Annotated in this window: 20 protein-coding genes; 15 read left to right on the plus strand and 5 right to left on the minus strand. The window is 67.7% G+C overall.

The window, feature by feature from the left end; genetic code table 11:
* The first annotated feature begins 369 nt into the window (after window positions 1-369).
* From ACGGAQ_RS19270 to ACGGAQ_RS19280, 3 genes are read left to right on the plus strand one after another with little or no spacing between them, the layout of a single operon-like run.
* The gene (locus ACGGAQ_RS19270) at window positions 370-3594 is read left to right on the plus strand and encodes a helicase-related protein (protein ID WP_393051046.1); all 3225 of its coding nucleotides are present in this window, start codon (window positions 370-372) and stop codon (window positions 3592-3594) included.
* A complete protein-coding gene (locus ACGGAQ_RS19275) occupies window positions 3591-6467 on the plus strand; it encodes a hypothetical protein (RefSeq protein ID WP_393051049.1) in 2877 nt (958 codons plus the stop codon). Before ACGGAQ_RS19270 ends, ACGGAQ_RS19275 begins: the two co-directional genes overlap by 4 nt.
* Window positions 6464-9430: a DUF499 domain-containing protein gene (locus ACGGAQ_RS19280; RefSeq protein WP_393051052.1), complete on the plus strand. Its 2967-nt coding sequence runs from the start codon at window positions 6464-6466 to the stop codon at window positions 9428-9430. The genes ACGGAQ_RS19275 and ACGGAQ_RS19280 overlap by 4 nt, the downstream gene beginning before the upstream one ends.
* A gap of 580 nt (window positions 9431-10010) precedes the next feature.
* On the opposite strand, the gene ACGGAQ_RS19285 is transcribed toward ACGGAQ_RS19280, so the two are convergent.
* Entirely contained in the window at window positions 10011-10430 is a 420-nt protein-coding gene (locus ACGGAQ_RS19285; protein ID WP_393051055.1) for a GntR family transcriptional regulator, read from the minus strand.
* A 978-nt stretch (window positions 10431-11408) separates the two neighbouring features.
* On the opposite strand from ACGGAQ_RS19285, the gene ACGGAQ_RS19290 reads away from it, so the two are divergent.
* The 3 genes from ACGGAQ_RS19290 to ACGGAQ_RS19300 all read left to right on the plus strand — a co-directional run bounded on the left by ACGGAQ_RS19290 (window position 11409) and on the right by ACGGAQ_RS19300 (window position 13389).
* Entirely contained in the window at window positions 11409-11654 is a 246-nt protein-coding gene (locus tag ACGGAQ_RS19290; protein ID WP_204942131.1) for a precorrin-4 C11-methyltransferase, read from the plus strand.
* Window positions 11655-11803: 149 nt separating this feature from the next.
* Window positions 11804-12625, plus strand: a complete 822-nt coding sequence (locus tag ACGGAQ_RS19295; protein WP_393051058.1) for a GntR family transcriptional regulator — start codon at window positions 11804-11806, stop codon at window positions 12623-12625.
* Window positions 12613-13389, plus strand: a complete 777-nt coding sequence (locus ACGGAQ_RS19300; RefSeq protein WP_393051061.1) for a glycosyltransferase family 2 protein — start codon at window positions 12613-12615, stop codon at window positions 13387-13389. The genes ACGGAQ_RS19295 and ACGGAQ_RS19300 overlap by 13 nt, the downstream gene beginning before the upstream one ends.
* On the opposite strand, the gene ACGGAQ_RS19305 is transcribed toward ACGGAQ_RS19300, so the two are convergent.
* The 3 genes from ACGGAQ_RS19305 to ACGGAQ_RS19315 all read right to left on the minus strand — a co-directional run bounded on the left by ACGGAQ_RS19305 (window position 13379) and on the right by ACGGAQ_RS19315 (window position 15833).
* Window positions 13379-13822, minus strand: a complete 444-nt coding sequence (locus ACGGAQ_RS19305) for a hypothetical protein (RefSeq protein WP_393051064.1) — start codon at window positions 13820-13822, stop codon at window positions 13379-13381. The two genes, ACGGAQ_RS19300 and ACGGAQ_RS19305, sit on opposite strands and share 11 nt — an antisense overlap.
* An 88-nt stretch (window positions 13823-13910) precedes the next feature.
* Window positions 13911-14519 (minus strand): RloB family protein, encoded by a 609-nt coding sequence (locus ACGGAQ_RS19310; protein WP_393051066.1) that lies wholly within the window; start codon window positions 14517-14519, stop codon window positions 13911-13913.
* Between the two features lie 6 nt (window positions 14520-14525).
* Complete coding sequence (locus ACGGAQ_RS19315) at window positions 14526-15833, minus strand: ATP/GTP-binding protein (protein ID WP_393051071.1); 1308 nt, start codon at window positions 15831-15833, stop codon at window positions 14526-14528.
* Between the two features lie 256 nt (window positions 15834-16089).
* Here ACGGAQ_RS19315 and ACGGAQ_RS19320 point away from each other — a divergent pair, with 256 nt between their 5' ends.
* The 5 genes from ACGGAQ_RS19320 (at window position 16090) to ACGGAQ_RS19340 (ending at window position 19241) form a co-directional block, all read left to right on the plus strand.
* Window positions 16090-16485 (plus strand): transcriptional regulator, encoded by a 396-nt coding sequence (locus ACGGAQ_RS19320; RefSeq protein ID WP_393051074.1) that lies wholly within the window; start codon window positions 16090-16092, stop codon window positions 16483-16485.
* 175 nt (window positions 16486-16660) lie between these two features.
* Window positions 16661-18256 (plus strand): FtsK/SpoIIIE domain-containing protein, encoded by a 1596-nt coding sequence (locus tag ACGGAQ_RS19325; RefSeq protein ID WP_393051076.1) that lies wholly within the window; start codon window positions 16661-16663, stop codon window positions 18254-18256.
* Window positions 18253-18507 (plus strand): hypothetical protein, encoded by a 255-nt coding sequence (locus tag ACGGAQ_RS19330; protein ID WP_355067674.1) that lies wholly within the window; start codon window positions 18253-18255, stop codon window positions 18505-18507. Before ACGGAQ_RS19325 ends, ACGGAQ_RS19330 begins: the two co-directional genes overlap by 4 nt.
* Window positions 18508-18510: 3 nt before the next feature.
* Window positions 18511-18702 (plus strand): hypothetical protein, encoded by a 192-nt coding sequence (locus ACGGAQ_RS19335; protein ID WP_355135435.1) that lies wholly within the window; start codon window positions 18511-18513, stop codon window positions 18700-18702.
* Window positions 18699-19241 (plus strand): DUF2637 domain-containing protein, encoded by a 543-nt coding sequence (locus tag ACGGAQ_RS19340; RefSeq protein ID WP_393051080.1) that lies wholly within the window; start codon window positions 18699-18701, stop codon window positions 19239-19241. Before ACGGAQ_RS19335 ends, ACGGAQ_RS19340 begins: the two co-directional genes overlap by 4 nt.
* 14 nt (window positions 19242-19255) lie before the next feature.
* Here the strand turns inward: ACGGAQ_RS19340 and ACGGAQ_RS19345 are convergent, their stop codons facing one another.
* The gene (locus ACGGAQ_RS19345; RefSeq protein ID WP_393051083.1) at window positions 19256-19648 is read right to left on the minus strand and encodes a hypothetical protein; all 393 of its coding nucleotides are present in this window, start codon (window positions 19646-19648) and stop codon (window positions 19256-19258) included.
* Between the two features lie 50 nt (window positions 19649-19698).
* On the opposite strand from ACGGAQ_RS19345, the gene ACGGAQ_RS19350 reads away from it, so the two are divergent.
* The 4 genes from ACGGAQ_RS19350 to ACGGAQ_RS19365 are packed head-to-tail and all read left to right on the plus strand — an operon-like array spanning window position 19699 to window position 23082.
* Window positions 19699-21468: a replication initiator gene (locus tag ACGGAQ_RS19350; RefSeq protein ID WP_393051086.1), complete on the plus strand. Its 1770-nt coding sequence runs from the start codon at window positions 19699-19701 to the stop codon at window positions 21466-21468.
* The gene (locus ACGGAQ_RS19355; protein WP_141911181.1) at window positions 21465-21650 is read left to right on the plus strand and encodes an AlpA family transcriptional regulator; all 186 of its coding nucleotides are present in this window, start codon (window positions 21465-21467) and stop codon (window positions 21648-21650) included. The genes ACGGAQ_RS19350 and ACGGAQ_RS19355 overlap by 4 nt, the downstream gene beginning before the upstream one ends.
* Complete coding sequence (locus ACGGAQ_RS19360) at window positions 21647-22282, plus strand: hypothetical protein (RefSeq protein ID WP_393051089.1); 636 nt, start codon at window positions 21647-21649, stop codon at window positions 22280-22282. The genes ACGGAQ_RS19355 and ACGGAQ_RS19360 overlap by 4 nt, the downstream gene beginning before the upstream one ends.
* Complete coding sequence (locus tag ACGGAQ_RS19365) at window positions 22252-23082, plus strand: tyrosine-type recombinase/integrase (protein ID WP_393051091.1); 831 nt, start codon at window positions 22252-22254, stop codon at window positions 23080-23082. Before ACGGAQ_RS19360 ends, ACGGAQ_RS19365 begins: the two co-directional genes overlap by 31 nt.
* Window positions 23083-23142: the final 60 nt, after the last annotated feature.

Genomic DNA, 23142 nt, shown 5'->3' on the forward strand with positions numbered 1-23142 from the left:
GTGGGTGTGCAACTCATTAAGGTCAACTGGCCCGACCGGACCGCACGTCGCGGGTGCGACCCCTGGTGACGGCCTGGACGAAGCCAACCGGCCAAGGCGACCCGCGCTTGCCGACCCGGACCGCTCACCGGTACTAGTGCGGCAGGAGTGACCTGGTGCTGGCCACCACACGGCTCGAGGTGTTGATCTAGCTTTTACTGGTTGTCCTATGACCGTCTGGTGGGATTGGCGCGCGGTTAGGGACGGCAGTAGCGCTAAACGAACGTCGTCCTAGCCAGGTGCAAGAATGCACCCACCAGAACCCGTGGCCAGCTCCTCGGGTAGCCGGCCGGGGCGCAGGGTGCGCCGCTACGACTGCATGGGGACGACATGACGATCGAGCTGCCGGCAAAGGGGCGGCAGGTGCGCATCGACGGCGGCCTGGTGACTGTCAGAGATGCGGACTGGGCAGGTGACGGTGCGATCGAACTCCTCGTCCTCGATGCCGACGGCCAACCTCGCCGGATCCTGCTTTCTGAGCAGCAGTTGGTTGCCGGGCTGGTGCCGGTCAACGATCGCGGTGGTGACCCCGAGCGGGCTCTTACCGGGCTGTGGGGGCGGTGGATGCAGCACGCCGTACCCCGCATCCGTTCAGCAGTACTGGCGACTCGTCCGCTGCGTCCGTACGCCCATCAGGACGACGCCGTCCACGGCCACATGCTCAACCAGCCCCGGCTGCGGTTCCTCCTCGGTGACGAGCCCGGCACCGGTAAGACGATCATGGCAGGGATGTACCTCACCGAAGGGCGCCGGCAAGGCCTGATTCAGGGCCGGTCCGTGATCATCGTCCCCGCGCACTTGGTCACCAAGTGGGAGCGGGATCTGCGTCGTCTCTTTGGCGTGGAGGCCCGGCGCATCACCAACGAGATCGCCGCCGACCCAGTCGACCTCGACCCTCGCTACGACACATGGGTCGTCTCGGTCGATCTGTTCACCCACAACCCCGATGTTCGTCGCAAGGTTGCCGGCCACCGCGCCTCTTGGTCCCTTGCGATCTTCGACGAGGCGCACCGGCTGACCCCCACCAGCCAGTACCTCACCGCCGCTCGAGGAGTGGCCGCGCGCGCCCACCACCTGCTGCTGCTCACCGCCACCCCGCACCGGGGCAAGGAGCGCTACTTTCGCGGACTGATGAACCTGCTGGACCCGACGCTGTACCCATGGGACCCGCGCCAGACGGATTACGAGACCGCACTGGTGCCCAGCAAGCTGTCGTTCTTGCGGCGGATGAAGGAACACCTCGTCGACCACGACGGCGACAATCTCTTCCCGCCCCGGTTCTCCGAGACCGTCTCCATCCAGCTGAACCCCCACGAGGCCGCCGCGTACGACGCCGTCATGGACTACGTCGACGCCTTCTACGCCGACAACGCCACCCTCGCCCGGTCCATCTACGGCAAGCGTGCCGCCTCCGGCCTGCACGCCGCCGCGGAGACCATCAGCCGCCGCGAGGCCGCCCTGAAGGGTGCTGCGCACGAACGCGGTACGGTCGTCGTGCCGGACGACCTGCTCACCGCCGACGGCCTCGGCGCGGCCGCCGATGACGACGAGGCGTGGGCCCGGGCGGAGAACGCCCTCGTTGCGGGCCGCACCCGGGACAAGGGTGCCGAGCTCGCCCGCATCTCAACAATGCTGGAAACTCTCCGCCAGGCTGAAGAAGCCGGCACCCCGGCAAAATGGAAGGCGCTACTGAAGCTCCTTGACCAGCACGGCATCCGCCCCGGGCACGGCCAGTTGCTGGTGTTCACCGAGTTCGCCGACACCGCCCGCTGGCTCCGGACTCGCTTCGATAACGCCGGATTCAGCACGGACATTCTTGAAGGCGCCGTCGACCACCGCAGCCGCGACTCCCTCCAGGAGCGGTTCCTCGCCGGGGCGTTCCAGGTGCTGGTGTCAACTGACGCCGGTGGTGAGGGCATCGACCTGCAGTCGGCGAACGTGATGATCGACTGGGACCTGCCCTGGTCGATGGTGCGGTTGGAGCAGCGCATGGGCCGCCTGCATCGGGTCGGCCAACGCAACCCCGTCCACGTCTACCACCTAGTCGCTCCGCATACCCGGGAGGGCCGCGTCCAGGAGGTCATGCTGAATAACCTCGAGAGCGCCGCCGAGTCGTTGGAGGGCAAGTTGTACGACCTGCTCGACGCCACAGCCTCCCGGGCCGGCTTCGACTGGGGCAAGGCTATGGTCGATGCCCAAGCTGGCCGGCACGTCACTATCCCCGAGCCCTCTGCCCTCATCGAGACCGCCCGTGCCCTCGTCGCCGACGAGCGCTCCCTGAGCACCCCGGCGAACGTCACTGAGGCCCTCGAGCGGTTCGCCGCGGACCGGCTCGAGGCGATCAACCCCGTCATCGTCGACGCGATGGTCGACCAGCTCGCGCGCAGCGGCGGCTGGGCCGTCGGTCCGGGGCCAGCCAAGGGGATACGCTTCCTGAGCGCGGGGGTTGGATGCGGCCTCCCGGAGGCACTCGGCGGCAAGGGCCAGGGCTATGTCGCCGCCGACGGCGCCTCGGTCCGCCAGGCTATCAACGACGGCGCCACCGAGCTGGACGACGTCATCGTTCTCGGCCCCACCGAGGACGCGTTTCAGCAACTCGTCGCCCACGCCCTTTCCGTCGGGGAAGAGGATCTCGTTCGCGGCGCCGCCCTGGTCGACAGCGCCTCCCTCACCTCGTACGTGCTGGCGCTGTTCGACGCCGACATCCAGTTGCACGACGGCGACGGGCGCGGCACCCGCAAGGCCCCGCTGCTGATCCGCTGCTCCGCCGGGCATGCGCTGCCCGTGGCGTGGGAGTCCCTGATGACCCTGCGCGCCCCCGGCGCGGGCGACCCGGTCGCGGCCGGGCCGACCTCGTTGCCACCCGCCACTCGGCACGACGCGACGGAGGCAGCGAAGGCTGAGCTGCGCTCCCAGGTCAGCGCCCTGACCGCCGAGCGGCGGGCGTGGATCAAGGCCGCCAAGGTCCAGTTGGACGCCACTCAGTACCGGTTCGAAGAATCCATCGCCGAGCGACCCGTCGCCGAGCGCGCCGAGCTCCTCAGCGAGTTCACGACGGCCAAGGCGCAACGCCTAGCCGTCCTTGATGACATCGCGCAGGTCACCGCCAGCGCCGTAAGGCTTGTCGGCTGGGTGGCCGTCACCGGCGCCGCCCGTGCCGACCAACTTGGCTATGACCCGGATGCGGAGAAGCTCGCTATCGCAACCGTCGTTACCGAGTTGGAGAAGCTCGGATACGACGTCGACGACCGGCAGACCGCTGGCCTTGGCTACGACCTGTACGCCCGGCACCGGACCACTCGCGAGCAGCGCCTGGTCGAGGTCAAGGGCGTTCAGGGTCCGCTGCGGGCGGTGTGGCTGGAGCAGAACGAGTGGGCGCAGGCCCAGCAGCGCGGTAAGGAGTACTGGCTGTACGTCGTGGGCTCCTGCGCAACCGCGCCGGTCGTCCAGCTGCGCCAGCAGGACCCCGCCACCGTTCTCGGCGGTCCCCGCCGCATCGAGCGCTTCCAGATCCCCCTGTCCGAACTCAACCGGCTGATCGGAGCCCAGGCATGACCACCCAGCTCGACGCCACCACCGCCGCGCTAGGTGGGAACGCTGACTCGGCGAGCACCGGGCCCGACGTGACTACACGCCTGATCGACACCTGGTTTCCATGTCCGGAAGTAGATGCTGCGGTCGGCACTCCCGCCGGCTCCGGCCGCAGCGAGAAGGCGCTGTTCACGTGGTTCGCCTCCCGACCCATCGCCCAGGCCCGCGCCGCCGTCCTGTGCTCCCTGCTGCTCGACACCCCCAAGAACCGAGCCGACATCAAGTCCGCAGTCTTAACCGGCGACGAGGCCGCGATGACGCGACTGCGAACCCGAATCGCCGAGCAGTACGGCCCCAAGCCCCCGGTCGTGCTCGACATGTTCTCCGGCCGCGGCATCATCCCCCTCGAGGCCGCCCGCACCGGCGCCTCTTCCATCGGCACAGATCTTTCCCCCGTCGCCACCCTGGCCGGCCGGCTGCTCGCCGACTATCCGCTGCGGGACTGGTCAGCCGAGCCGCCGTTGCCGTTCGCCCCGCCCGGCGACTTCGGGGACGAGGATGACCAGAATATCCCTATTTCGGCCTCGCGACCGGGTAAGCGCAGGGGGGCGCCGAAAAATGTCCAGCTGGGTCTGGAGGGGCTGGCAGGGGAGCCGCGGCTGCTTGCCGATGTCCGCACCGTGCTATTCGAAGTGGGCCGGCGCGTGGGGGCCGAGGTCGCTTACCTGTATCCGGGCAACGCTGCCCAGGGCGGGAAGGTCCCATGGGCTTACCTGTGGGCGGTCACCATCCCCTGCGACAGTTGCAGCCGCCCGTTCCCCCTGGTCGGCGCGACGCGGCTCCGGTTCCCCAACAAGCGGCAGGACGACCTGGGCCAGTCGTTCTACATCGCCACAGACGGCGACCAATGGCGCATCGTCATCCACGACGGCGAACCCCGCGACGGCTCAGCCACGTACGCCGCCCCCGCGGGCAGGCGTGGCAAGTCCGCTCGTTGCCCGTTTCCCACCTGCGGGCACACCCACAGTCTGGACGTGGTGAAGGCCATGGGTTTCGCCGGACAGTACGCCGATGCGATGCTCGCAGTTGCCGAAACCGACCCGGACACCAAGCAGAAGATCTTTCGCACGCCACGGCAGGACGAGATCGACGCAGCGGCCAAGGCCGATCCAGCGGCTCTCCCGACAATCTCGGGACTGTCTGCATGCCCGACTGAGCCGATACCAAAGACCGCCGGTGTTGACGCCCGTCAGTATGGCTTCCTGACGTATGGCGCGCTGATGAACTCGCGACAGGCTGTGCTCTTCGCCACCACCACCCGAGTCATCGACGACCTGTACCGGGAGCTCAGCGGGACAGTCAGCGATGAGTATGCACGAGCTCTGGCAGCCTACGCCGCCGCCAACGTTCCCCGGCAGCTTCGTCGCTCCACAAGGGGCGCTAACCTGGCACCGTTCGGTGGCAATGCCAACCGCGATTCAACCTGGGTGCAAATCGGTGATGTCTTCTCGTCCCAGTCCGTCATCAAGTTCAACTTCGACTACGTCGAGGCTGGTCCCGGGAGCGGGCCTGGCACCTGGTCCTCCGTGTCGGCCAGCCTCGTCAACGCACTAAAGAAGGTCCTGGACGAGAACCACACCGGGGGTCGACCGGGGCGTTTCCGACGAGAGTCGGCCGTCGCCCTGCCGTTCCGTGACGGCACCATCGACGTGCTCGTCTGCGACCCCCCGTACTACCAGATGATCGCCTACGCGGACTCTTCAGACCTATTTCACGTCTGGTTCAAGCGCGCGCTCCGCTCCGCCATGCCGGACCTGTTCGACGGCAGCGTCGACGGCAACGACGGGCTGCAGGAGAAGGCTGAAGAGATCATCGTCAAGGGCCGCGGGGCAAAGGGTCACGGTGATCACCGCACCGAGGAATTCTACGAGATGATGCTGGCACGGGCGTTTGGCGAGGCCCGCCGCGTTCTTAAGGCCGACGGGCACTTGACAGTGATCTTCGGGCACTCCGACCCGGAGGCGTGGAAGCGGTTGTTAGCCGCGCTTACCGATGCCGGCTTCGTTGTGACGTCCTCATGGCCATCCCGCACCGAGACGGCGGTTACAGGGGTGGCCACCATCTCCGTGACCGTCTCCATCGGGGCACGCTTGGCCCCCGCGAACCGGCCGGTCGGCATCGCAGCACAGGTCGACGCAGACGTGATTGCTGAAGTGAAGAGCCGCTGCCGGGGCTGGGACACCGACGGCCTCGCGCTCGAGGACCAACTCATGGCCTCCTACGGCGCCGCCCTGCAGGTTGTCGGCAACTACAGCAAGGTCATTACACCTGACGGCAGCAGCGTGTTGCTGGAGCATTACATGGCGCTCGCGCGGCGCGCTGTCCGTGATGCTGTCGCCCTGCGGTTGGATGAGCTGCCCCTGGAGACATTCGACCCGCATTCTCGCTTGGCGATCTTCTGGCACGAGGTTCACGGTCGCTTAGATGTCCCCAAGGGTGAGGCCAGGTTCTTTGCACAGTCCGACGGCCTCCGCTTGGAGGACCTCCGCGGCCCGGTCCTCACCGAAACCAAGGCCGGCTTTCGGCTTCGCCACGACGCCCCCAGTCGGCTCACTCCGGCCTCCAGCGTCTACGAGGTCGTTCGTGGCATGGCCGCTTCCTGGTCCGCCGGCACCGAAGCAGTCGCCGCCTGCCTCGCCGCCGCGGAGCGGCCTCCGACTGACGCCCATTTGTGGGCGCTCGTCGACTGGCTCACCACCAAGCTGCCCGCATCCGATCCGGTCGCCGTCGCGTTGGCGGCCGTCAAGCGCAACCGCGGATCCGTCCAGGCCAACGCTGCCACGCGAACCGCCGCCGCTGCGGCCGTCCAGTCCAGCCTGTTCGAGGAGACCCTGTGACCGCATCCGCCTACGGCATCCATTGGGCCGATGTCCTGACGCTGCGCGAGGAGGTCCGCCTCACCGATGGCTCCGTCGGCGAGTTGCAGATGAGCCTGGCCAAGGCTGTCTACCAGACGGTGCCTGTGCTCTACGCCAAGTGCGCGTACTACACCGATATCACCCAGCCCACCCCGCTGTTGGTCGGGTTCCTTGGCCGCGTCGCCCGTCGGCTTGGCGTACAGGCCGTGGAAGCGCAGGCTTGCTTCCACCTCGACCAAGGGATGGGCGGCGGCAAGAGCCACGCCCTCGTCGGCATCTGGCACATGATCAACAATCCTGATGCGTTCTTCGCCTCCGATCTCGGCCGAGCCGTCGCCACCGAGGCGACCGCAGGCGGGCACGCCCTCGACTTGAGCGAGGTCGTCCCGGTTGTGCTGATCGGCGACTCCATGTCCCCGGGCAAGACCGACCCGCGATTCGGCCCGGCCACAGACTTGTTCGGCCGGTTCCTGTGGCTGCTGTTCGACGGCCACTCCGACCGCATGGGCCGCTGGAAGCACTACATCGACCTCGGCGCGAACAAGACGACCCTGCAGGCTGCCTTTGCCGAGGTCGCGCGTCCGGTGCTCGTGGTCATCGACGAGCTCATGGACTATGCGATGGCGCTCACCGACCAGACCGCGATCGGCGGTCTGCCCGGGGAGCAGGCGTTCCTCAATGCCCTTACCGACGCCGTGGACGACCAGCCGCAGGTGGCCCTGGTCGTAGTGATGATCCGCAGCGATGAGGACCAAGCCGGCTACCACCCAGCCGCGGAGGAGATGCGCGAGTACCTCGCCGCCCGCCTGCAGCGCAACGGCGAGACGGTCACCGTCACCGACCCGAATGACTTTGCCCAGATCATCCGCCGCCGCCTGTTCGCCCGCGCTGACGTCGACACCGCCGCCCGCACCGTCGCCGACGCCTACGTCACCGCCGTCGACGACGCATGGGCCACGGAGGTGTACCGCAAGCTCGGATCCGGCCGCACCCTGGCCCGGCTCGCCGACCGGATTGTCGAGACCTACCCGTTCCACCCTGACCTGTTCGAACTGGTCTCCAAGGAGTGGTCGAAGGTGCAGGCCTTTCAGCGGGTCCGCTCCACCGTCGCGATCTTCGCCCGGACGGTGCTGCATTGCGTGACCCAGCACGAGGCAGGCCTGTGGGCGCCGGACCTCGTCGGCCCCGGCGACATCCCGCTGCACACCGACGCGCTTGAGGCGCTGCTGTCTTCTGGCGTGCTGGCCGGCAACGACCGCGCCATCCAGGGTTACCGGGCCGTGGCCAACACCGACGTCGTCCGCTCCGGCGGCGGAGGCGGGAATGCCTTCAACCTCGACGCCACCTTGGCAGCCAACGGCGTGGCTGCAGGCCAACCAGCGCCGGCGCTGCGGATGGCCACCGCATGTTTCGCCTACAGCCTCGTGCCCCGCGCCCAGGCCGCGCGAGGCGCCACCAAGCCCGAGCTGATCGCCGCACTCGCCGGTCCGGCCGTACCCTACGCCGCGGCCGAGGAGGTCTTCAACGCCCTCGTCGCCGGCCCGGTCCAAGGTGGCCTCGGCGCGTTGGAGCGCACCAGAACCGCGAACGGCAAGGGTGCCGAGCGCTTCTATCTGTCGATCAAGCAGACGCTGAACATGTACCACGCCAACGCCATGACGATGGTCAGCAACGACCTCGCTCTGAACCGGGTATGGAAACGGGCCCAGCAGCTGGCAAGCAAGGGTCCCTTCAGCGGCCCGCACTTCGTCGAGCCACCCGTCGGTGGTAGCACCGCTGCGGCCGCCTGCTTCGCCGGAGTTGACGGGCAGGAGAACCGGCTGGTCGTGCTCGACCCTCGCCGGTGGACCCTGCTCAACGGCAAGGACACAGCCACTCGCGCCGATCTCGACGTCGCCTTCGGCGTCACTCCCGGGCTCACCACAACCTACGCTGCCTCAATGGTCGTCGCGCTGGTCAACACCCAACGACGCGGCCGGGCCCGAGACCGCGCCAAAGACCTCCTCGCCTGGGAGATCGTCGTCGGCCAACTCGACACCGCTGACGAGGAGTACCTCGAGGCGTGCTCACGCCGTGACGACGTCCGCAGCAAACTCGACAACGACATCAAGTGGGCCTACCAGCACTACGCGTACCTGCTGCGCGCCACCAACGGTCTCGCTGTCCAGTACAAGGCAGTGCCCGACGGCAAGACAGCCCTGGCTGGGCAGGACGTGTGGAACGAGCTCGTCGCCGCCAGCAGAGCAGTCACAGCTGGTGCCCTCGCTCCCGAATACGTCGGCCAGCTCATCACCACCGGCAGCTTCGGGCGAGACCTCACGCCAAAGGAACTGTTCGCGCTGCCCTACAGCAACCCCACGTGGCCGATGATCGCCACCGTTGAAAACCTACGTCAGGCGCTGTTTCACCTCGCAACGAGTAGCGAATGGATGCTGGCCGACAGCGACGGAAACGAGATCCGTCCCGCTGGCCCAGGACAGATCCAACCGGCATCGATGCAGCAACTGCTGCGACCCCGTCCCGCGCCGGTACCCGAGCAGGCGCCGGTGCCCACGCCATCGCCTGGCTCGGGCGGCGCGCCGGACACCAACCCCGCCGGACCGGGCACCCCGACAGGTGGCTCGGGGCAGGCGCCCCCCCAGGCCACGCCCATTCCCTCCCAGCCCGGGCCCGGAGGCGGTCCGAGCGGAGAGGCCACCTACGAGGTGACCAAAGTTCGGCTGCCGCTGTCCTCGATTACCGACGACAGCAAACGTGAGGGAGTCTGGGGCCTCATCCGAGAGCTGGCATCCCTCATCGATCCCGCGAGGATGAGCGTTGACATTCAGATGGTCGGATTAGACATCACCGTGACCGCATGGAGCGGCGACACCCACCAACTGCTGGCGAAGGCCGAGTCCCTGCCGGGGGTCACCGTCGCTGTCGAGGACGAGGACATATAGGGCTGGGAACACTAGACCCTAACGGAAACAGGGCGGCCGGAGGCCACGCCTCAAGGTCCCAGCCATCCCGTTCGCCATCGACCCGCCCATCGGGGAGCGGGCCGCCGTCCGGCGCGCCATGCGGACCTTGACGGCTGGTTCGAACGCTGGCGCGCCGGGCGGTGGTCTGCTCGGCTTGCCCCGGTCGGTGGCAGGCGGGATGGCCTACCGCAACCACCCACGGACCTGGTAGCTGCCGACGGTCTTCGGCCATCCTGGAGCCGGAGCGCCCCCGCCGGAGGCGCATTGACCGCAACCCCCACGGGCCGCCATATCGCCGACGCGCCCGGCATACGCTCCCCTACGCCGCGCGGGTTCCTGCCCACGCAGCCCGGCCGGCTGCCGGCCACCACCTCACGCATCAGCGGTCTGTCGTTTCTGCGGCGGCCCTCTGGGCTTCCCGCTCTCCGCGCCATCCGACGGGCGTCAGGCGTGACGGCCGCGGAGCGACAGCGGCAGCGGCCGGGGCGCGCCCAGGCAGCGGCGCGTGCGGCCCGCTCAGGGCCGCCTTGGGGACGTATCGAAGGTGCGAACTGCTCAATCACTCTGTTTGAAACAGTCGGTAGGTTCTGACGACTGTTCCGACGGCTCCGCTTGTTCGAATGACGCTCTGTTGTTCCACCAGGACCGCGCCCAACTCGACAGCGAAAAGGGCTGCAAGCTCCGCGTCGGCGGGGACTTGGCGCTGTTGCGTCTCCGTCTCGGAACCCTTGTCTAGCCCGCGCTCGTGCTGGCGGATGGTCGCGTATGTGCCGCGGCCGTGGTCGGTGGCGACCAAGCCTGCCTCGCGTAACGCGGCTATTGCCTGACGAACCGTGCCGCGCGCTGCGCGGAATTCGGCGGTGAGCGCGCTCTCGGCCGGCAAGAGGGCTCCGGGCGGGATGGCACCGCTCTCGATGCGTTCTCTCAACTCTTCGGCGATGACGCGGTAGCGGGGCTGTCCGTAGTGCGGGGTGGGCACGTGCTCACCGTACCTGGCACTTGTCTTACCAAGTGCCAACCAAGTGACCTGTTTCGACGTCTAGACAACTCGTCCACTTGTAGATACGTTTCCTTGTGTGCGGTCGGGTGACGGCTCGTGTCCGGGGTGGTCTCGCGCTGGCCCTGGTCGCACCTGATGCGCGGCGTCCTGTCGGACCGGTTGCGGTAGCCGCGCGTACAAGTTGGCTCGGCGATACCCGACCCGTCCGTCCGGCGTCGGACGGTGCGCCGTGCCTTCATCCGGGCCGGTGGCCGGCCGCATTCCCCCGTGGCTGGCCACCGGTCCCCGCCTACCTGTGGAGGTGCGATGTCCGGCTCCCATCGTCGACACCATTGGCTCTCGTCCTGGTGGTCTCGGAGACGCCCATCTGCCCAAAGTGCCAGCAGCAACGGTCGGTCGAGTCCTCGCGCGGCTTCTACAACCTCCTTGCCTCGTTGGTCGACGGGCGCCACCCGTAGTTTGCCTGTGCTCCGGTATGCGCCCTTGATGACGCGAGCCCAGCTCTTCAGTGGCAACGGCGGACGGTGGCCGCGATGAGTCGTACGAACAAGCCGGCTGCCGTCACGAGCCATCCGGACTGGTGCGCCCCGGATCGCTGCGGCTACCTGGTGCCGCCGGTGATGACGCACATGGCTCGCCGTCATCGCGGCCCCATGCAGCGGGCTGGCGACAGCCGGTCGGGCGGACTTGTCGTCACGTACCTCATCAGTGACGCACTGGGCAGTCCCATGGTCGGTGTTCACGTGACGTGCAGAGCCGGGAACGCCTGGGCAGAGTTGTCCTTGCCGCAGGCAGCCCGACTGGTCGAGCAACTTCGCGGATCCCTGACGGAGGCGGCCGGGCAGCAGAGGGCTGGCGATGAGTGAGGGTGGCGCTACCCCGGGGCGTCCGTCGCCGTCGACGATCGCGCAGTTCGTGTGCCCGGTCTGGTGTCGAGGCTGTGGACCGAACGACCCGATGCACCGCGGGCTGCTCTCCACCATCGGACGGGAGCGGACCGGCTGGGTCACCGTCCAACTGATCGTCGACCGGTTCGCCCGCCGGGACCTGGCCGTGAAGCTCGACGCGACCCGATACGGCGCGACGCAGACCGTACTTCTGTCGCCCGCGCAGGTGGACCGGCTCATCGACGAGCTGGTGTACGCCCAGCTGGAGATGCTGACACCGGCAGAAGGCGGCGAGCGGGCCGGAGAGACGCGGTGAACGCCAATACCCGTCGGGGCTCAGCCGTTCCTCGTACTCCTGGCCTGCACCCTGCGCGGCCACCGCGCGCAGCGGTAGCCGTACCGCCGGTTCCTGAGCGGCCCGCCGGCGGGACCACCTGGCAGACGTTGGAACGTCTAGGGGGTACGGTGACCGGTGTGCAAGGCCGGGACTGGCGCCCTCGCTACCTGCAACTCGCCGAAGAGTTGCGGGCGAAGATCGTGAGTGGGGAACTTGCCCCCGGCACTCTGATGCCTAGTGAGACCGAGTTGGCCGACACCTCGGGCCTGTCACGCACGAGCGTCCGCAACGCCATTCGGCAGCTTCGGGAATGGGGCCTGGTCCGGGCGGAGCAGGGGCGCGGCACCTACGTGCGGGCCCCCCGCCAGCGGGTGCGCCGTCGCAACACCGAGCGGTACCAGTGGGAGAAGGATCGCGTCCTGCTCGACGAGGACGAGCGGCTGAAGACCGGTGCCACCGAGCACGACACCGGCCTGACCGTCGACGACCTGAAGTTCCACGCCGAGTACTCCCGGGTAGAGGCGGATGCGGAGATGGCGGCGGCCTTGCAGGTCGAGCCGGGCACTCCGCTGCTGCGCCGGGTCTACTGGACGTCGTCGCGGCACGAGAACGCGCCGCTGACCGTGTCGTACTCCTACCTGCCTTACGATCTGGTGGCCGCGAACCCGGACCTGCTCGACGCGGGCAAGGAACCGTGGCCGGGCGGCACACAGCACCAGCTCTACACGCTCGGCATCGAGCTGGACCGGATCGACGACGAGATCCGGGCCCGCCCGCCGTCGCCCGATGAGGCCGAGTTGCTGGACATCGACCCGGGGGTCTCCGTGCTCACCGTGCGCAAGACCTCGATCGACACCACGGGTCGCGTCGTCGAGGTCGCCGACGTGGTGATGCCGGGCGACCGCACCGAGCTTGTCTACTCCCACAAACTCCAGCGGTGGAAAACTTGACGCAGCTCGTCTCGGTCATCACCCCGGTCCATGCGCCCAGCATCGAGTACCTGGCTGGCGCCTACGAGTCGTTGGCCAAGCAGGAGATGCCCGACGGCTGGGACTGGGAATGGCTCGTGCAGGAGGACGGGCAGACTGGCGCCCTGGTCGACGCGCTGCCGGATGATCCCCGGATCAGTCTGGGCACCGGCCGTCCCGGTGGGCCTGGTGTTGCCCGTACCCTCGCTCTTTCCCGAGTCTCCGGGGAACTCATCAAGGTGCTGGACGCCGACGACCAGTTGACCCCCGGCGCGCTCGCCCGGGACATCGCCGCGTTCGACGCGCACCCGCAGATCAGCTGGACTACCTCGCGGGTACTCGACCTGCTGCCCGACGGTTCGACCGCCGGATGGGACAAGGACCCAGCCGGCGGAGTCATCGACCGCGGTTCGGTCCTGTCGTTCTGGAAGGCCAACGACTACCGGGCATCGGTGCACCCGGCAACGCTGTGCCTGCGGCGGGATCTCGTCTTTGCCCTGGGTGGCTGGATGGCGCTGCCGGCCTCGGAGGACACCGGCCTCTTGCTCGCCGCCAACGCGGTCACTGCGGGCTACTTCACGCGGGAGTACGGCTTGCTATACCGCAAGTGGCCCGGCCAGGTGACCAGTCAGGCAGCGCACCGGGAACCGGCCGAGTACCAGGCGAGAATGAGGATCATCGAGGCCCGAGCCAACGCCCTAGCCTCGATGATCCCGAACGGCTTTGCTGGCAGCGCTACGGCGTAGCCTCGTGCCCCGGCATCCCGTGGGTCCGGCGCCGCTCCTTCATCTCTGCCTCGAAGATGTGCCGCCGACCGCCGGCTAGCTTCTCCCGCGCCTCCCGCTCAATCTCCTGGAACGCGGCGTAGTAGCCGTCGTCGAACTCCTCCACGATCTGGAACGTCCACCGGCCGGGTAGCACGTTGCGCCCCAACAGCTCGCGATCGACCCGATCGGCCATCTCGTCGTGACCGGCGTCGCGGAGCAGCTTCACCACGCGGTCAAGGGTTAGATCTGCGCCCCCCACGAGCTGGTGTGCCGAGTAAAGGTGTCCTCGCACGCGGTGGATTGTCTCCAGCGCTTTACTTAACTCGCCCAACGCCTCTATCGTCGCGTCAGCTACACCTGCCGGACGCGAGTGTTCCTCATCGAGGGAATGAATCTCACCCCGCAGGCTCATTCTGGAAAACCCTTTCGCCTCGTTATGACCTGGCGTGCCGTGATCTTTCCTGATTTCATTCTATTCATCGCTACACGGCAGACCTCTATCATTGTTCAAGTGCCCGCAGCAAATGGTGCATCCCCGAGGACGGATTGTCGCCAGGGAAGGTTGTACTGTTACGTGTGTGGCGCTGTTCCAACTGTGTGGCTCGGCGAGCTGCCTGCTTTCGTAGCGGCATGTAGACGGCGGCGTCGATGCTCTTCCCGGTGCGGCCGTCGAGCTTGCGACTCATGCTTTCCGCCTCGGCAGTGCTGACGAACTTGGTTAACTCGCAATGATGCAGTATGAGCCAAAGTTCGAAGCATGGGTTCGAGATGGCCAGCCCGACCCCCTTGGCCTGGGCGAGCTGCTTAGCGTCGAACAGGTTTGGATGATTTTTCGGCCATTCGACATCGAAGATGCACCAACATTCGTCCACCTCTGGGTCGGCCAACCGGTCGACGGCCATCTTCACAAGGGTGAGTGGTACGCCTTGTTCAGGATGGATTTCAAGATTGAGGGCTGTGTTGTTTGCGATCTCGGGCAACTTCTTCAGCCCGTTGATGTAGTCGGGCTCGGAGTTCTTGCCCTCACAGAAAACAACGACCGTATGTAGCTCCGGACGTTGGGCGATCGTGCGTCTGAGGGGCTTCGTCCCGCGGCGGCGTGGTGTCATCGTCGGTCAGCCGATCAGCCCGAGCGCTCGCAGGAACTCCGTCTGATCGACTTGGGGAAGTGCGCCAAATCGGCCATGTAGATAGGCGTTTTCCAAGTTCTGTGACTTGCGCACCCGCTCGCCAGCAAATTCGGCAAGCCCGCCGAGCCGGGTTGAGCCGTCAAGTCGCTTCTCGGTGAGCCACACCTCGTCTCGGTTCAGATGGTTGAGCAGGCTGGTGTCGTGCGAGGTGAAGATGAGTTGCGCCCCGTACGGATTCGTGACCGCGCTCTGAAAGACTCGGAGCAACTCGGCAGACAGAGTCGGATGCAGGCTAGCGTCCAGCTCATCGAAGATGACGATTGACCCTGATTGCAGCGCTATCAGCACTGCACCAATTAGATCGAACCACGTCTTCGTTCCTTCTGATTCGACCGAGAAGTCGAGCGGTGCCGAGTTTTCGCCGGACCGGTGAACAAGTCGTAGTCGACGTTGAGTCCGAGTCTCGCCGGAGCCGGCATACGCGACTTCCTGTTCATCGATAACCACATCTTCAATGCCTAGGTCGGCAAGCCGTAGCAATGCAAGTGCCTGCTCGCGCCTGCTCAGATTTGGCCATTTTCCCTCCTCATCCGCGAGAGAAAAGAGTGAGGGTTGGTTGCCGTCTGGACTTTCGAACCAACGGACAGTGTCCGCCCTGGAGGAAAATCGCGCTCGCGACCTGCCGAAGAATCCGCCGGGGCGGCCTCGGCGATTCATATGGCCGAGTACCTGAATGCGCAGGAGGTCTCTGGCGAAACTCGAGACAAGAGGCTCATCGAATCGCCGTGCGGCGGATAGCGCTAGCGTTCGTTCAGTCAGTAGTTCGCGGGTGCCAGACAATGCTCCCAGCCCGCGCTGAAGTTTTAGATCGGATCCTTCGCGCTCAAAGATCCTGCGGCGCTTTTTTTCTGGATAGTGAAAGAGTCCCTCATAAAGAATTCGACTCTCGTCAAGCTCGAGGATGTATTCAAAACGCACACCGTCAACCGTGGCTTCGACGACAAATTCGCTAGGCTTTGATGGTCCTGAGCCGAACGCAAAGGGCACTAGTGGAATGTCTTCTTCCCAGAACCGCATCGAGTCTTCCACGGCGTCGCGCAGCCAGGCGAGCGCACCGACGACGTTCGACTTGCCGGAGGCGTTCGGTCCGTAGATCGCAGCTAACGTCAGGAGGCTCTCCCCAAGGTAAGGGGCCTCCCGGGCTGCCTCCCTCCCATGGTCAACAGCCACCATCGACAGCTCGACGCTCTTAGCGATCGACCGGTAGTTGCTGGCCTCAAATCTGATCAGCACGAGTGCACGCTACCGCATGTTCGGGCGCAGGCACGCGGGATGCTTCGTCAGATTCCGACGAAAATTGCCCTCTCCACGCAAGGTGGCTGCGGCCAACAGGTGGCTGAGCGGGAGGGCGCCCCTGGTGACGACTGCAGGAACGCGGCGGCTAGTGGAGCCAGATGGCACGAGCGACGAGCTTATTGACTTGTCTGCCAAGTGCCGTCTACCTTGAATCTCAACTTGGCAGACAAGTTAACAAGTTGGAGGTTGAGCGATGGCTCTGCGAGGCGGCACGAGGTTCGCGGTGCGGTGTGAGGACGTGTTCCCGGCGGGGTGCGCGTTGGTGCCCGAGTCCCTGGGCGAGGTCGAGGACTACGACGAGAAGACCGGCCGGCGTAGCCCGGCCAAGGACAAGCTGACCGGCCAGCGGGTGTGGCAGGTCCGGGTGATGGATCTCGACCCGGAGCTTGGCAAGCGCTCCCGGGAGACGACGGTGAAGATCTCGGCGGACTACCAGCCGGTGCCGCCGACGGGTGCCCCGTTCGAGGCGGTGGAGTTCGAGGGCATGACGGTCACGCCGTACGTGACCAATAACAACCGGATGGCGTACTCGCTGCGGGCGACCGGGATGCGTGCCCCGGCGGGCGTGGCGACGAAGGCGGCGCGGTAGCCGCATCTGGTGGGGGCGGGGCTGTCAGGTCTTGGCGGACGGCAGCCCCGCCCTCTGTCTCTTTCCCCTGCTCTGTCGAGAGAGGTAGTGACATGTCCAAGCGTATGCCTGCCGTCTTGCGGTGGCCCACAGTGGCGGGTGCGCGATGATGCGCCGGCCGCGCGGCGAGGTCGTGATGACTACCGCCGGGGACCTGATGGTGATCCGACCGCGTCGGCTGGAACTGCCGGTCTGGTTGATCGCGTTCGGCCTCGTGTTGCGGTGGCTGTGGCGGGGCCTGTGGTGGTGTCTTCGCCACCCGCTCGCCGTCGCCCTGGTCGTGGCCGGGGTGAGCCTTTACCGTGAGTTCGGCCGGTCCGGCGTGATCGTGCCCGTGGTCCTGGCCGCCGCGGTGTCGGCGCTGTGGCGGTGGCGGCACGAGTCGTCCTGGTGGACCTGGTGCGCCGGCCCCATCCTCGGCCGCTTCCGTCAGTTCTTCGTCTACCGGCGGGCCTGGCGTGAGGCGATGACCCTCTGCGGCCTGGCCAAGGTGTACGACCATCGCACGGTTCTGCCGGAGCTGCTGCGGGTCCGCTCGGACCAGGCGCTCGACGTGCTGACCATCCGCATGGTCCGCGGCCAGACACCGGAGGAGTTCCAGAAGGCAACGGCGAACCTCGCGTACGCCTTCGGTCGGCGGCACGCCCGGGTCTACTCCGAGCGCCCCGATGACCCGCCGATCCGGTCCGGCTACTGGACGCTGGTCCTAGGCGCGGTGGACCGGCTGCGGTTCCGGGACCGGCCGTCGGCGGTCTACCTGGTGTTGGTCCGCACGGATGCGCTGCGCACCCTGGTCGACCCCTTCGACGTCCCATCGGTGCCCGACTTCACCGCCCTGCCCCTGGCTCGACGGGAAGACCTGCGGCACTGGTGCCTGCACCTACTCGCCACCCACGTCCTCATCGGCGGCGCCACCCGATCCGGCAAGGGCTCGGTGCTGTGGTCGCTGGTCCGCGTCCTGGCCGGCGGGATCTCCTCCGGGCTGGTCCGGCTCTGGGTAATCGATCCCAAGGGCGGCATGGAATTCGCCATGGGTCGGCCGTTGTTCGCCCGGTTCGCCTGTAAGTCCTTCGAGGCCATGGCCGACCTGCTCGACGAGGCCGTGACGGTGATGCGCGAACGGCAGACCCGGCTTGCCGGCGCGGTGCGGGTCCACACTCCGACCCTGGCTGACCCCTTGGTCGTGGTCGTCATCGACGAGATGGCGGCACTGACCGCGTACCTCCAGGATGTCGACCTGCGTAGGCGCATCGCTGGCTCGCTCGGGTTGCTGCTGTCTCAGGGCGCCGGCGTCGGCGTCCTGGTGGTGGCCGCGTTGCAGGACCCCCGCAAGGAGGTACTGCCATTCCGGGACCTGTTCCCGACCCGCATCGCTCTCGGCCTCACCGAGGCCGCTCAGGTCGACCTCGTGTTGGGCGACGGCGCCCGCAATCGGGGCGCCCTCGCCGACCAGATGCCCCGCTGGGCCAAGGGCGTCGGCTACGTGATCCTCGACGGCACCCCGGAGCCGGCCCGGGTCCGCTTCTCGTACATCTCCGACGACCACATCCGGGACCTGGCCGCCGAGTACCCGGCCCCCGCCGACGCGGCGGACATCCTCGCTCAGGTCGGTCGAGAAACCGCCATCGAACCGGCCCGACCGCCCCTGCCCCGGCAGCGTCGCGGACCACTGCTGCCCGACTCGCTGCTGAACATCCTCGACCGGGACACCGACGGGGGTGAGCCGCGGTGACCGCTCCGACCTTCTACCGGCTGCGCGCCCCCGGCACCGATGGCGCCACCAGCACGGCGGTGTCCGTCCGCGTAGACCCCGCCCGACCCGACCCGTACCCGGTCTATCTCGCCGTTGGTGGCGGCCGGCGCCGCATGTACCTGACCCCCGACGAGGCGTGGGCGCTGTGGCGCTGCCTCTCCGAAGCGGTGGCCTCCCTCGGCGAGCCACCCGAGCACATCCGTACCCGCGTCGCCCCGGCCCGGAGGTAACCGATGTCCCTCAAGAGCTTCTTCCTCGGCACCCACCGCCTCAAGCCCCTCCACATCGACCTGAACGGCTCCCCGGACCGACTCGCCGCCGCCCTACACGGCCTGGCGCACATGGTCCGCCGCCGCAGTGACCTCGACGGGCAGCGCATCCGCATCACCGTGACCATCCGCATCCCAGAAGGCGACTTCGAATGATCCGCCACCGAGCCGAGTCGGGCATCCGGGTGCTGATCCTGCTCGCCATCGGGATCATGGCCGGTGCCGCCGCCTTCACCCACGTTCACGACCTGACCGTCGCCCACGGCCAGCCCGACTGGATCGGCTGGGCCAACGCCGTAGCCGTCGAGCTGATGGCCATCTACCTCGGCCTGGAGATCCGCGCCCGCCGCCGTGATGGTCGACCCGTCGGCCTGGTCGGCGTGCTCCTGATCGCGTTCGCGCTGCTCTCCCTCGCCGCCCAGGTCGCCGAAGCCGAACCATCCGTTTGGGGCTGGATCGTCGCGGCGGTACCATCGCTGGCCTTCCTCGCCCTGGTCAAGGTCGTCCTATCCAGCGAACCCGCCACCCCGCCGGCATCGGAGCCCGATCAGCCGCAGGACGATTGGTACGACGAGCCGCAGCCTGTCGAACCCCCGCCGCCGGCACCGGTGATGCCGCCGGCATCAGTCGCGGTGCTGTCTCCGGTCGGCGTCGTCCAGCACAACCGGCCCCAGGTCGTCGGGATCATTCGATGACGGCAGGCGTTGTCTCACCGCACCGGCGCAACGCCGAACTTTTCGACCATGAATCGCCAGAACAGCGGTATCGCTTCCTCGCTGGGGCGAGCGATCACGTCGTCTCGCCCGGACGTGCTCCGGTGCTCGATAAGAACGGCGCCGGGGCCAATCAGTCCGGACGACGGCGACCGCACGATGACTACCTCGACCGGCGGGTTCTCTGGTACCGGGCGGGCAGCGACCACCAGGTCATGCATGGAGGTGAGGCCAGCCAGCCGCGAAGCTCCGTCGCAGGCAAGGACGCTGTCGACGATCGCGGCCATGTGTTCGAAGTCAGGATGCTGCTCGGCGAAGTCGTGGAACCGAACCGCGATCTCCTGCCAGGGAACCTCCTCGAACTGGTAGGCCCAGCCTCTCCACATCACCGGCAGAGCATCCCAGGTCCGGACCTCGGCGTCTCGGCCCGAGGTGCCGCATGAGTGGTACGACGGTCGCCCCGCCGACCCTGCCCGGCCTCGGACCCGCCCCGACCCCGGTTGCTCCTCGGCCGGGGTCGCGGGCGGCCCGCATGGGGCTGCCCCGCTCGATCGACGTCCTCAAGGACATCGCCATCGAGTACGGCGTCTGCGTCCGCCCGCTCGCCATGCGCCGCACCGACCTCGACACCGGCCTGACCGAGGTCATCGACCTGCCCTGCGGCGCGACCCGTGAAGACAAGTGCCCGCCGTGCGCCAAGAAGAACCGCCGACTACGGCAGGCCCAGATCCGCGAGGGCTGGCACCGCGACGACGAGCCGCTACCCGGCCCGGAACCCGCAACTGAGGCACAGAAGTCACTGATCCTGTTCCGCGCACACCTGGAGTTCTCCCGCGACGAGGCGGTGAGGGCGGCCCAGTGGGATCAGGTGACCGATCTCGACGAAGCTATCCGCGAGGTAGAGGAGGCCATCGCCGCTGAGGGCCTGCGCGGGCGAGTCGGACCACCACACGCCACCGAGGACGAGGACCAGGACGACGAGCCCGGCCCACGGCGCAAGCGCTCGACCAAGCGACGCCAAGATGCCCCCGAGCTGCCCCGGCGCAAGGTCGAGCGGCGCACTGTCGGTAAGACCTATACCGCCCCGGACGGCTCCACCTATCAACCGTCAATGTGGCTGACGCTCACCCTCGACTCGTACGGCCCGGTCCGCCCCGACGGCACCCCAGTCAACCCGAACCGGTACGACTACCGCCGCGCGGCCTGGGACGCCGTTCACTTCCCCCGGCTTCTCGACCGGTTCTGGCAGAACCTCCGACGGTGCGAAGGCTGGAACGTCCAGTACGCCGGCTGCGTCGAGCCGCAACGCCGACTCGCCCCTCACGCACACTTCGCCATCCGGGGCACCATCCCCCGGAACGTGCTCCGCACCGTGGCGGCAGCGACCTACCACCAGGTGTGGTGGCCCTCGGTCGGCGTCCAGCGCTACACCCTCGACCGGCTGCCGGTCTGGGACGAGCAGGCGGCGGCATGGGCCGACCCGGACACCCGGGAGCCGCTGACCACCTGGACGGAAGCCCTCGACGCCATTGACGACGACCCGGACGCCGAGCCTGTGCACGTCGTTCGCTTCGGCGCCCAGGTCGACGCCCGCGGCGTCATGCCCGGCACCGAGGACGCCGAGCGGACCATCCGGTACGTCACGAAATACATCACCAAGCACACCGGCGACTGCCACAAGGCCACCACCGACCGGCAACGCAAGCACTTCGACCGGCTCTGGCAGCAACTCCAGCTCACCCCCTGCACCGACCGGTGCGCCAACTGGCTGCTCTACGGCGTCCAGCCCAAGAAGGCACACGCCAAACTCAAGCCGGGCCGCTGCAAGGGCAAGGTCCACCAGCGGGACACCCTTGGCATCGGCGGCCGGCGCATCCTCATCTCCCGCGACTGGTCCGGCAAGACCCTCGCCGACCACAAGTACGACGCGCGGGCCTGGGTCCGGGCACTGCTCGGCGTCACCACCGACGGCACGCAGCTCGTCGACGACCAGGCCGACACCACCGAACGGGTCCGCCACGCCTGGGAACTCGCCCGACCCGACGACCCCGACGTCGGCCCGATGACCCACCGGCTCATGCGCTCGATCAGCGAACGCGCCCGCTGGCGATCCGAACTACTCGCCGCCAAGGACCGGGCCGCGCAGGAGTCCGCAGATCTTTCGGCAACTCAGCACAGCGCACAGCACGACGGGGAGGAGACGCAGTGACCGAGGAGTTGTTGACCGTGCCGGAAGTGCTCGCCGAACTGCGCGTACCGCGCTCGACCTGGTTCTACTGGCGGCAGACCGGCAAGGGTCCACGAGTGATCAAGCTCCCGAACGGGCAGCTTCGGGTCCGCCGGTCGGCGCTCGGACGGTGGCTCGGTGACCTGGAGCAGGACGCCGCGTGAAGAGCTACGAGGTCCAGATCTGGGAAATCGGCAAGCGCGCTGACCGGAAGGCTCGGCCCTGGCGGGTCCGTTGGGCGGTGAGCGGCCAGCGCTTCGAGGACGTGTTCCGCACCAAGGCCCTGGCGCACTCGTTCCGCGCCGAGCTGGTCCAGGCGGCCAACGCGGGGGAGCCGTTCGACCCGGCCACCGGGCGCCCGGTCTCCGAGGCCAGAACCAAGAACCCCACTACCTGGTACGCGCACAGCCGCGCCTACGTCGAGATGAAGTGGCCCCGGGCGGCGGCCAAGACCCGGCGCTCGATCGTCGAAGCGCTGACTCCCATCACGGTCACCCTGACTCGCCCGGCGAAGCGGGGCCGACCCACTGACGCGCTGCTCCGTGAGGCGCTGTACCTCTACGGGCTCAACCCCCGCCGCTGGTCCGAGGAGATCCCGGCCGACCACGCGGCGGCCCTCGCCTGGCTGGACACCGCGTCCCTGCCGGTCGTTGAGCTGGACTCACCCGCGATGGTCCGCCGCGTCCTCGACAGCCTCTGCGTACGCCTCGACGGCAAGCCCGCGGCTGCCTCCACCGTCCAGCGGAGCGGGCCACCTTCTACAACGTGCTCGGGTACGCCGTCGAGCTGGAGCTGATCGACTCCAACCCGGTCGAGCGGGTCCAGTGGACCGCTCCCGAGGTCGCGCAGTCCATCGACCGGCGGGTGGTCGCCAACCCAGCCCAGGTCGCCACGCTGCTGGAGGCGGTGAAATCTCTCGGCAAACGCGCCGACAAGGTCACGGCGTTCTTCGGCTGCCTCTACTACGCGGGCATGCGGCCTTCGGAAGCCGCGGACCTACGGCGGGAGGACTGCGACCTTGCCGGCCGGTGCGCTGACTGCGGGGCCGACTTCGACGACCTGACGGCGGTGAAGCCTTCCCGGTCCTGCGAGCACGAGAAGATCGAATATCGCTGGGGCCGCCTGGTGCTCGCCGGCACCTCGCCGCGCGCCGGGTCGCATTGGACCGATGACGGCGGCTCCCACGAGCGGCGCGGACTCAAGCACCGGGGGAGGGCCGAGACTCGTACGGTCCCGATCCCGCCCCGGCTCGTCGAGCTGCTGTACGCGCACGTCGAGAATCACGGGGTCGGTCCGGACGGTCGGTTCTTCCGCGGCCTGCACGGTGGGCCGTTGTCGGAGTCTGTCTACGACCGGTGGTGGAAGCTCGCTCGCGAGAAGGCGCTGACTGGATCGCAGGTTGCCTCGCCGCTCGTCCGCCGGCCCTACGACCTGCGGCACGCGGCGGCTTCGCTGTGGCTGAATGCCGGTGTCCCACCGACCGAGGTCGCCCGGCGCCTGGGCCACGGCGTCGCCGTCCTGCTCCGGGTCTACGCCAACTGCATCGATGGCGGCGACGACACCATCAATGACAAGATCGGCGATGCTCTCAGGTAAGTGGTCGATCGATGCGGTGCTGGGACACTCGGGGCGATCTGACCTAAGTGCATGGGTCGC

The sequence above is a fragment of the Micromonospora sp. NPDC047557 genome (genome assembly GCF_043205095.1).
Lineage (GTDB): Bacteria > Actinomycetota > Actinomycetes > Mycobacteriales > Micromonosporaceae > Micromonospora.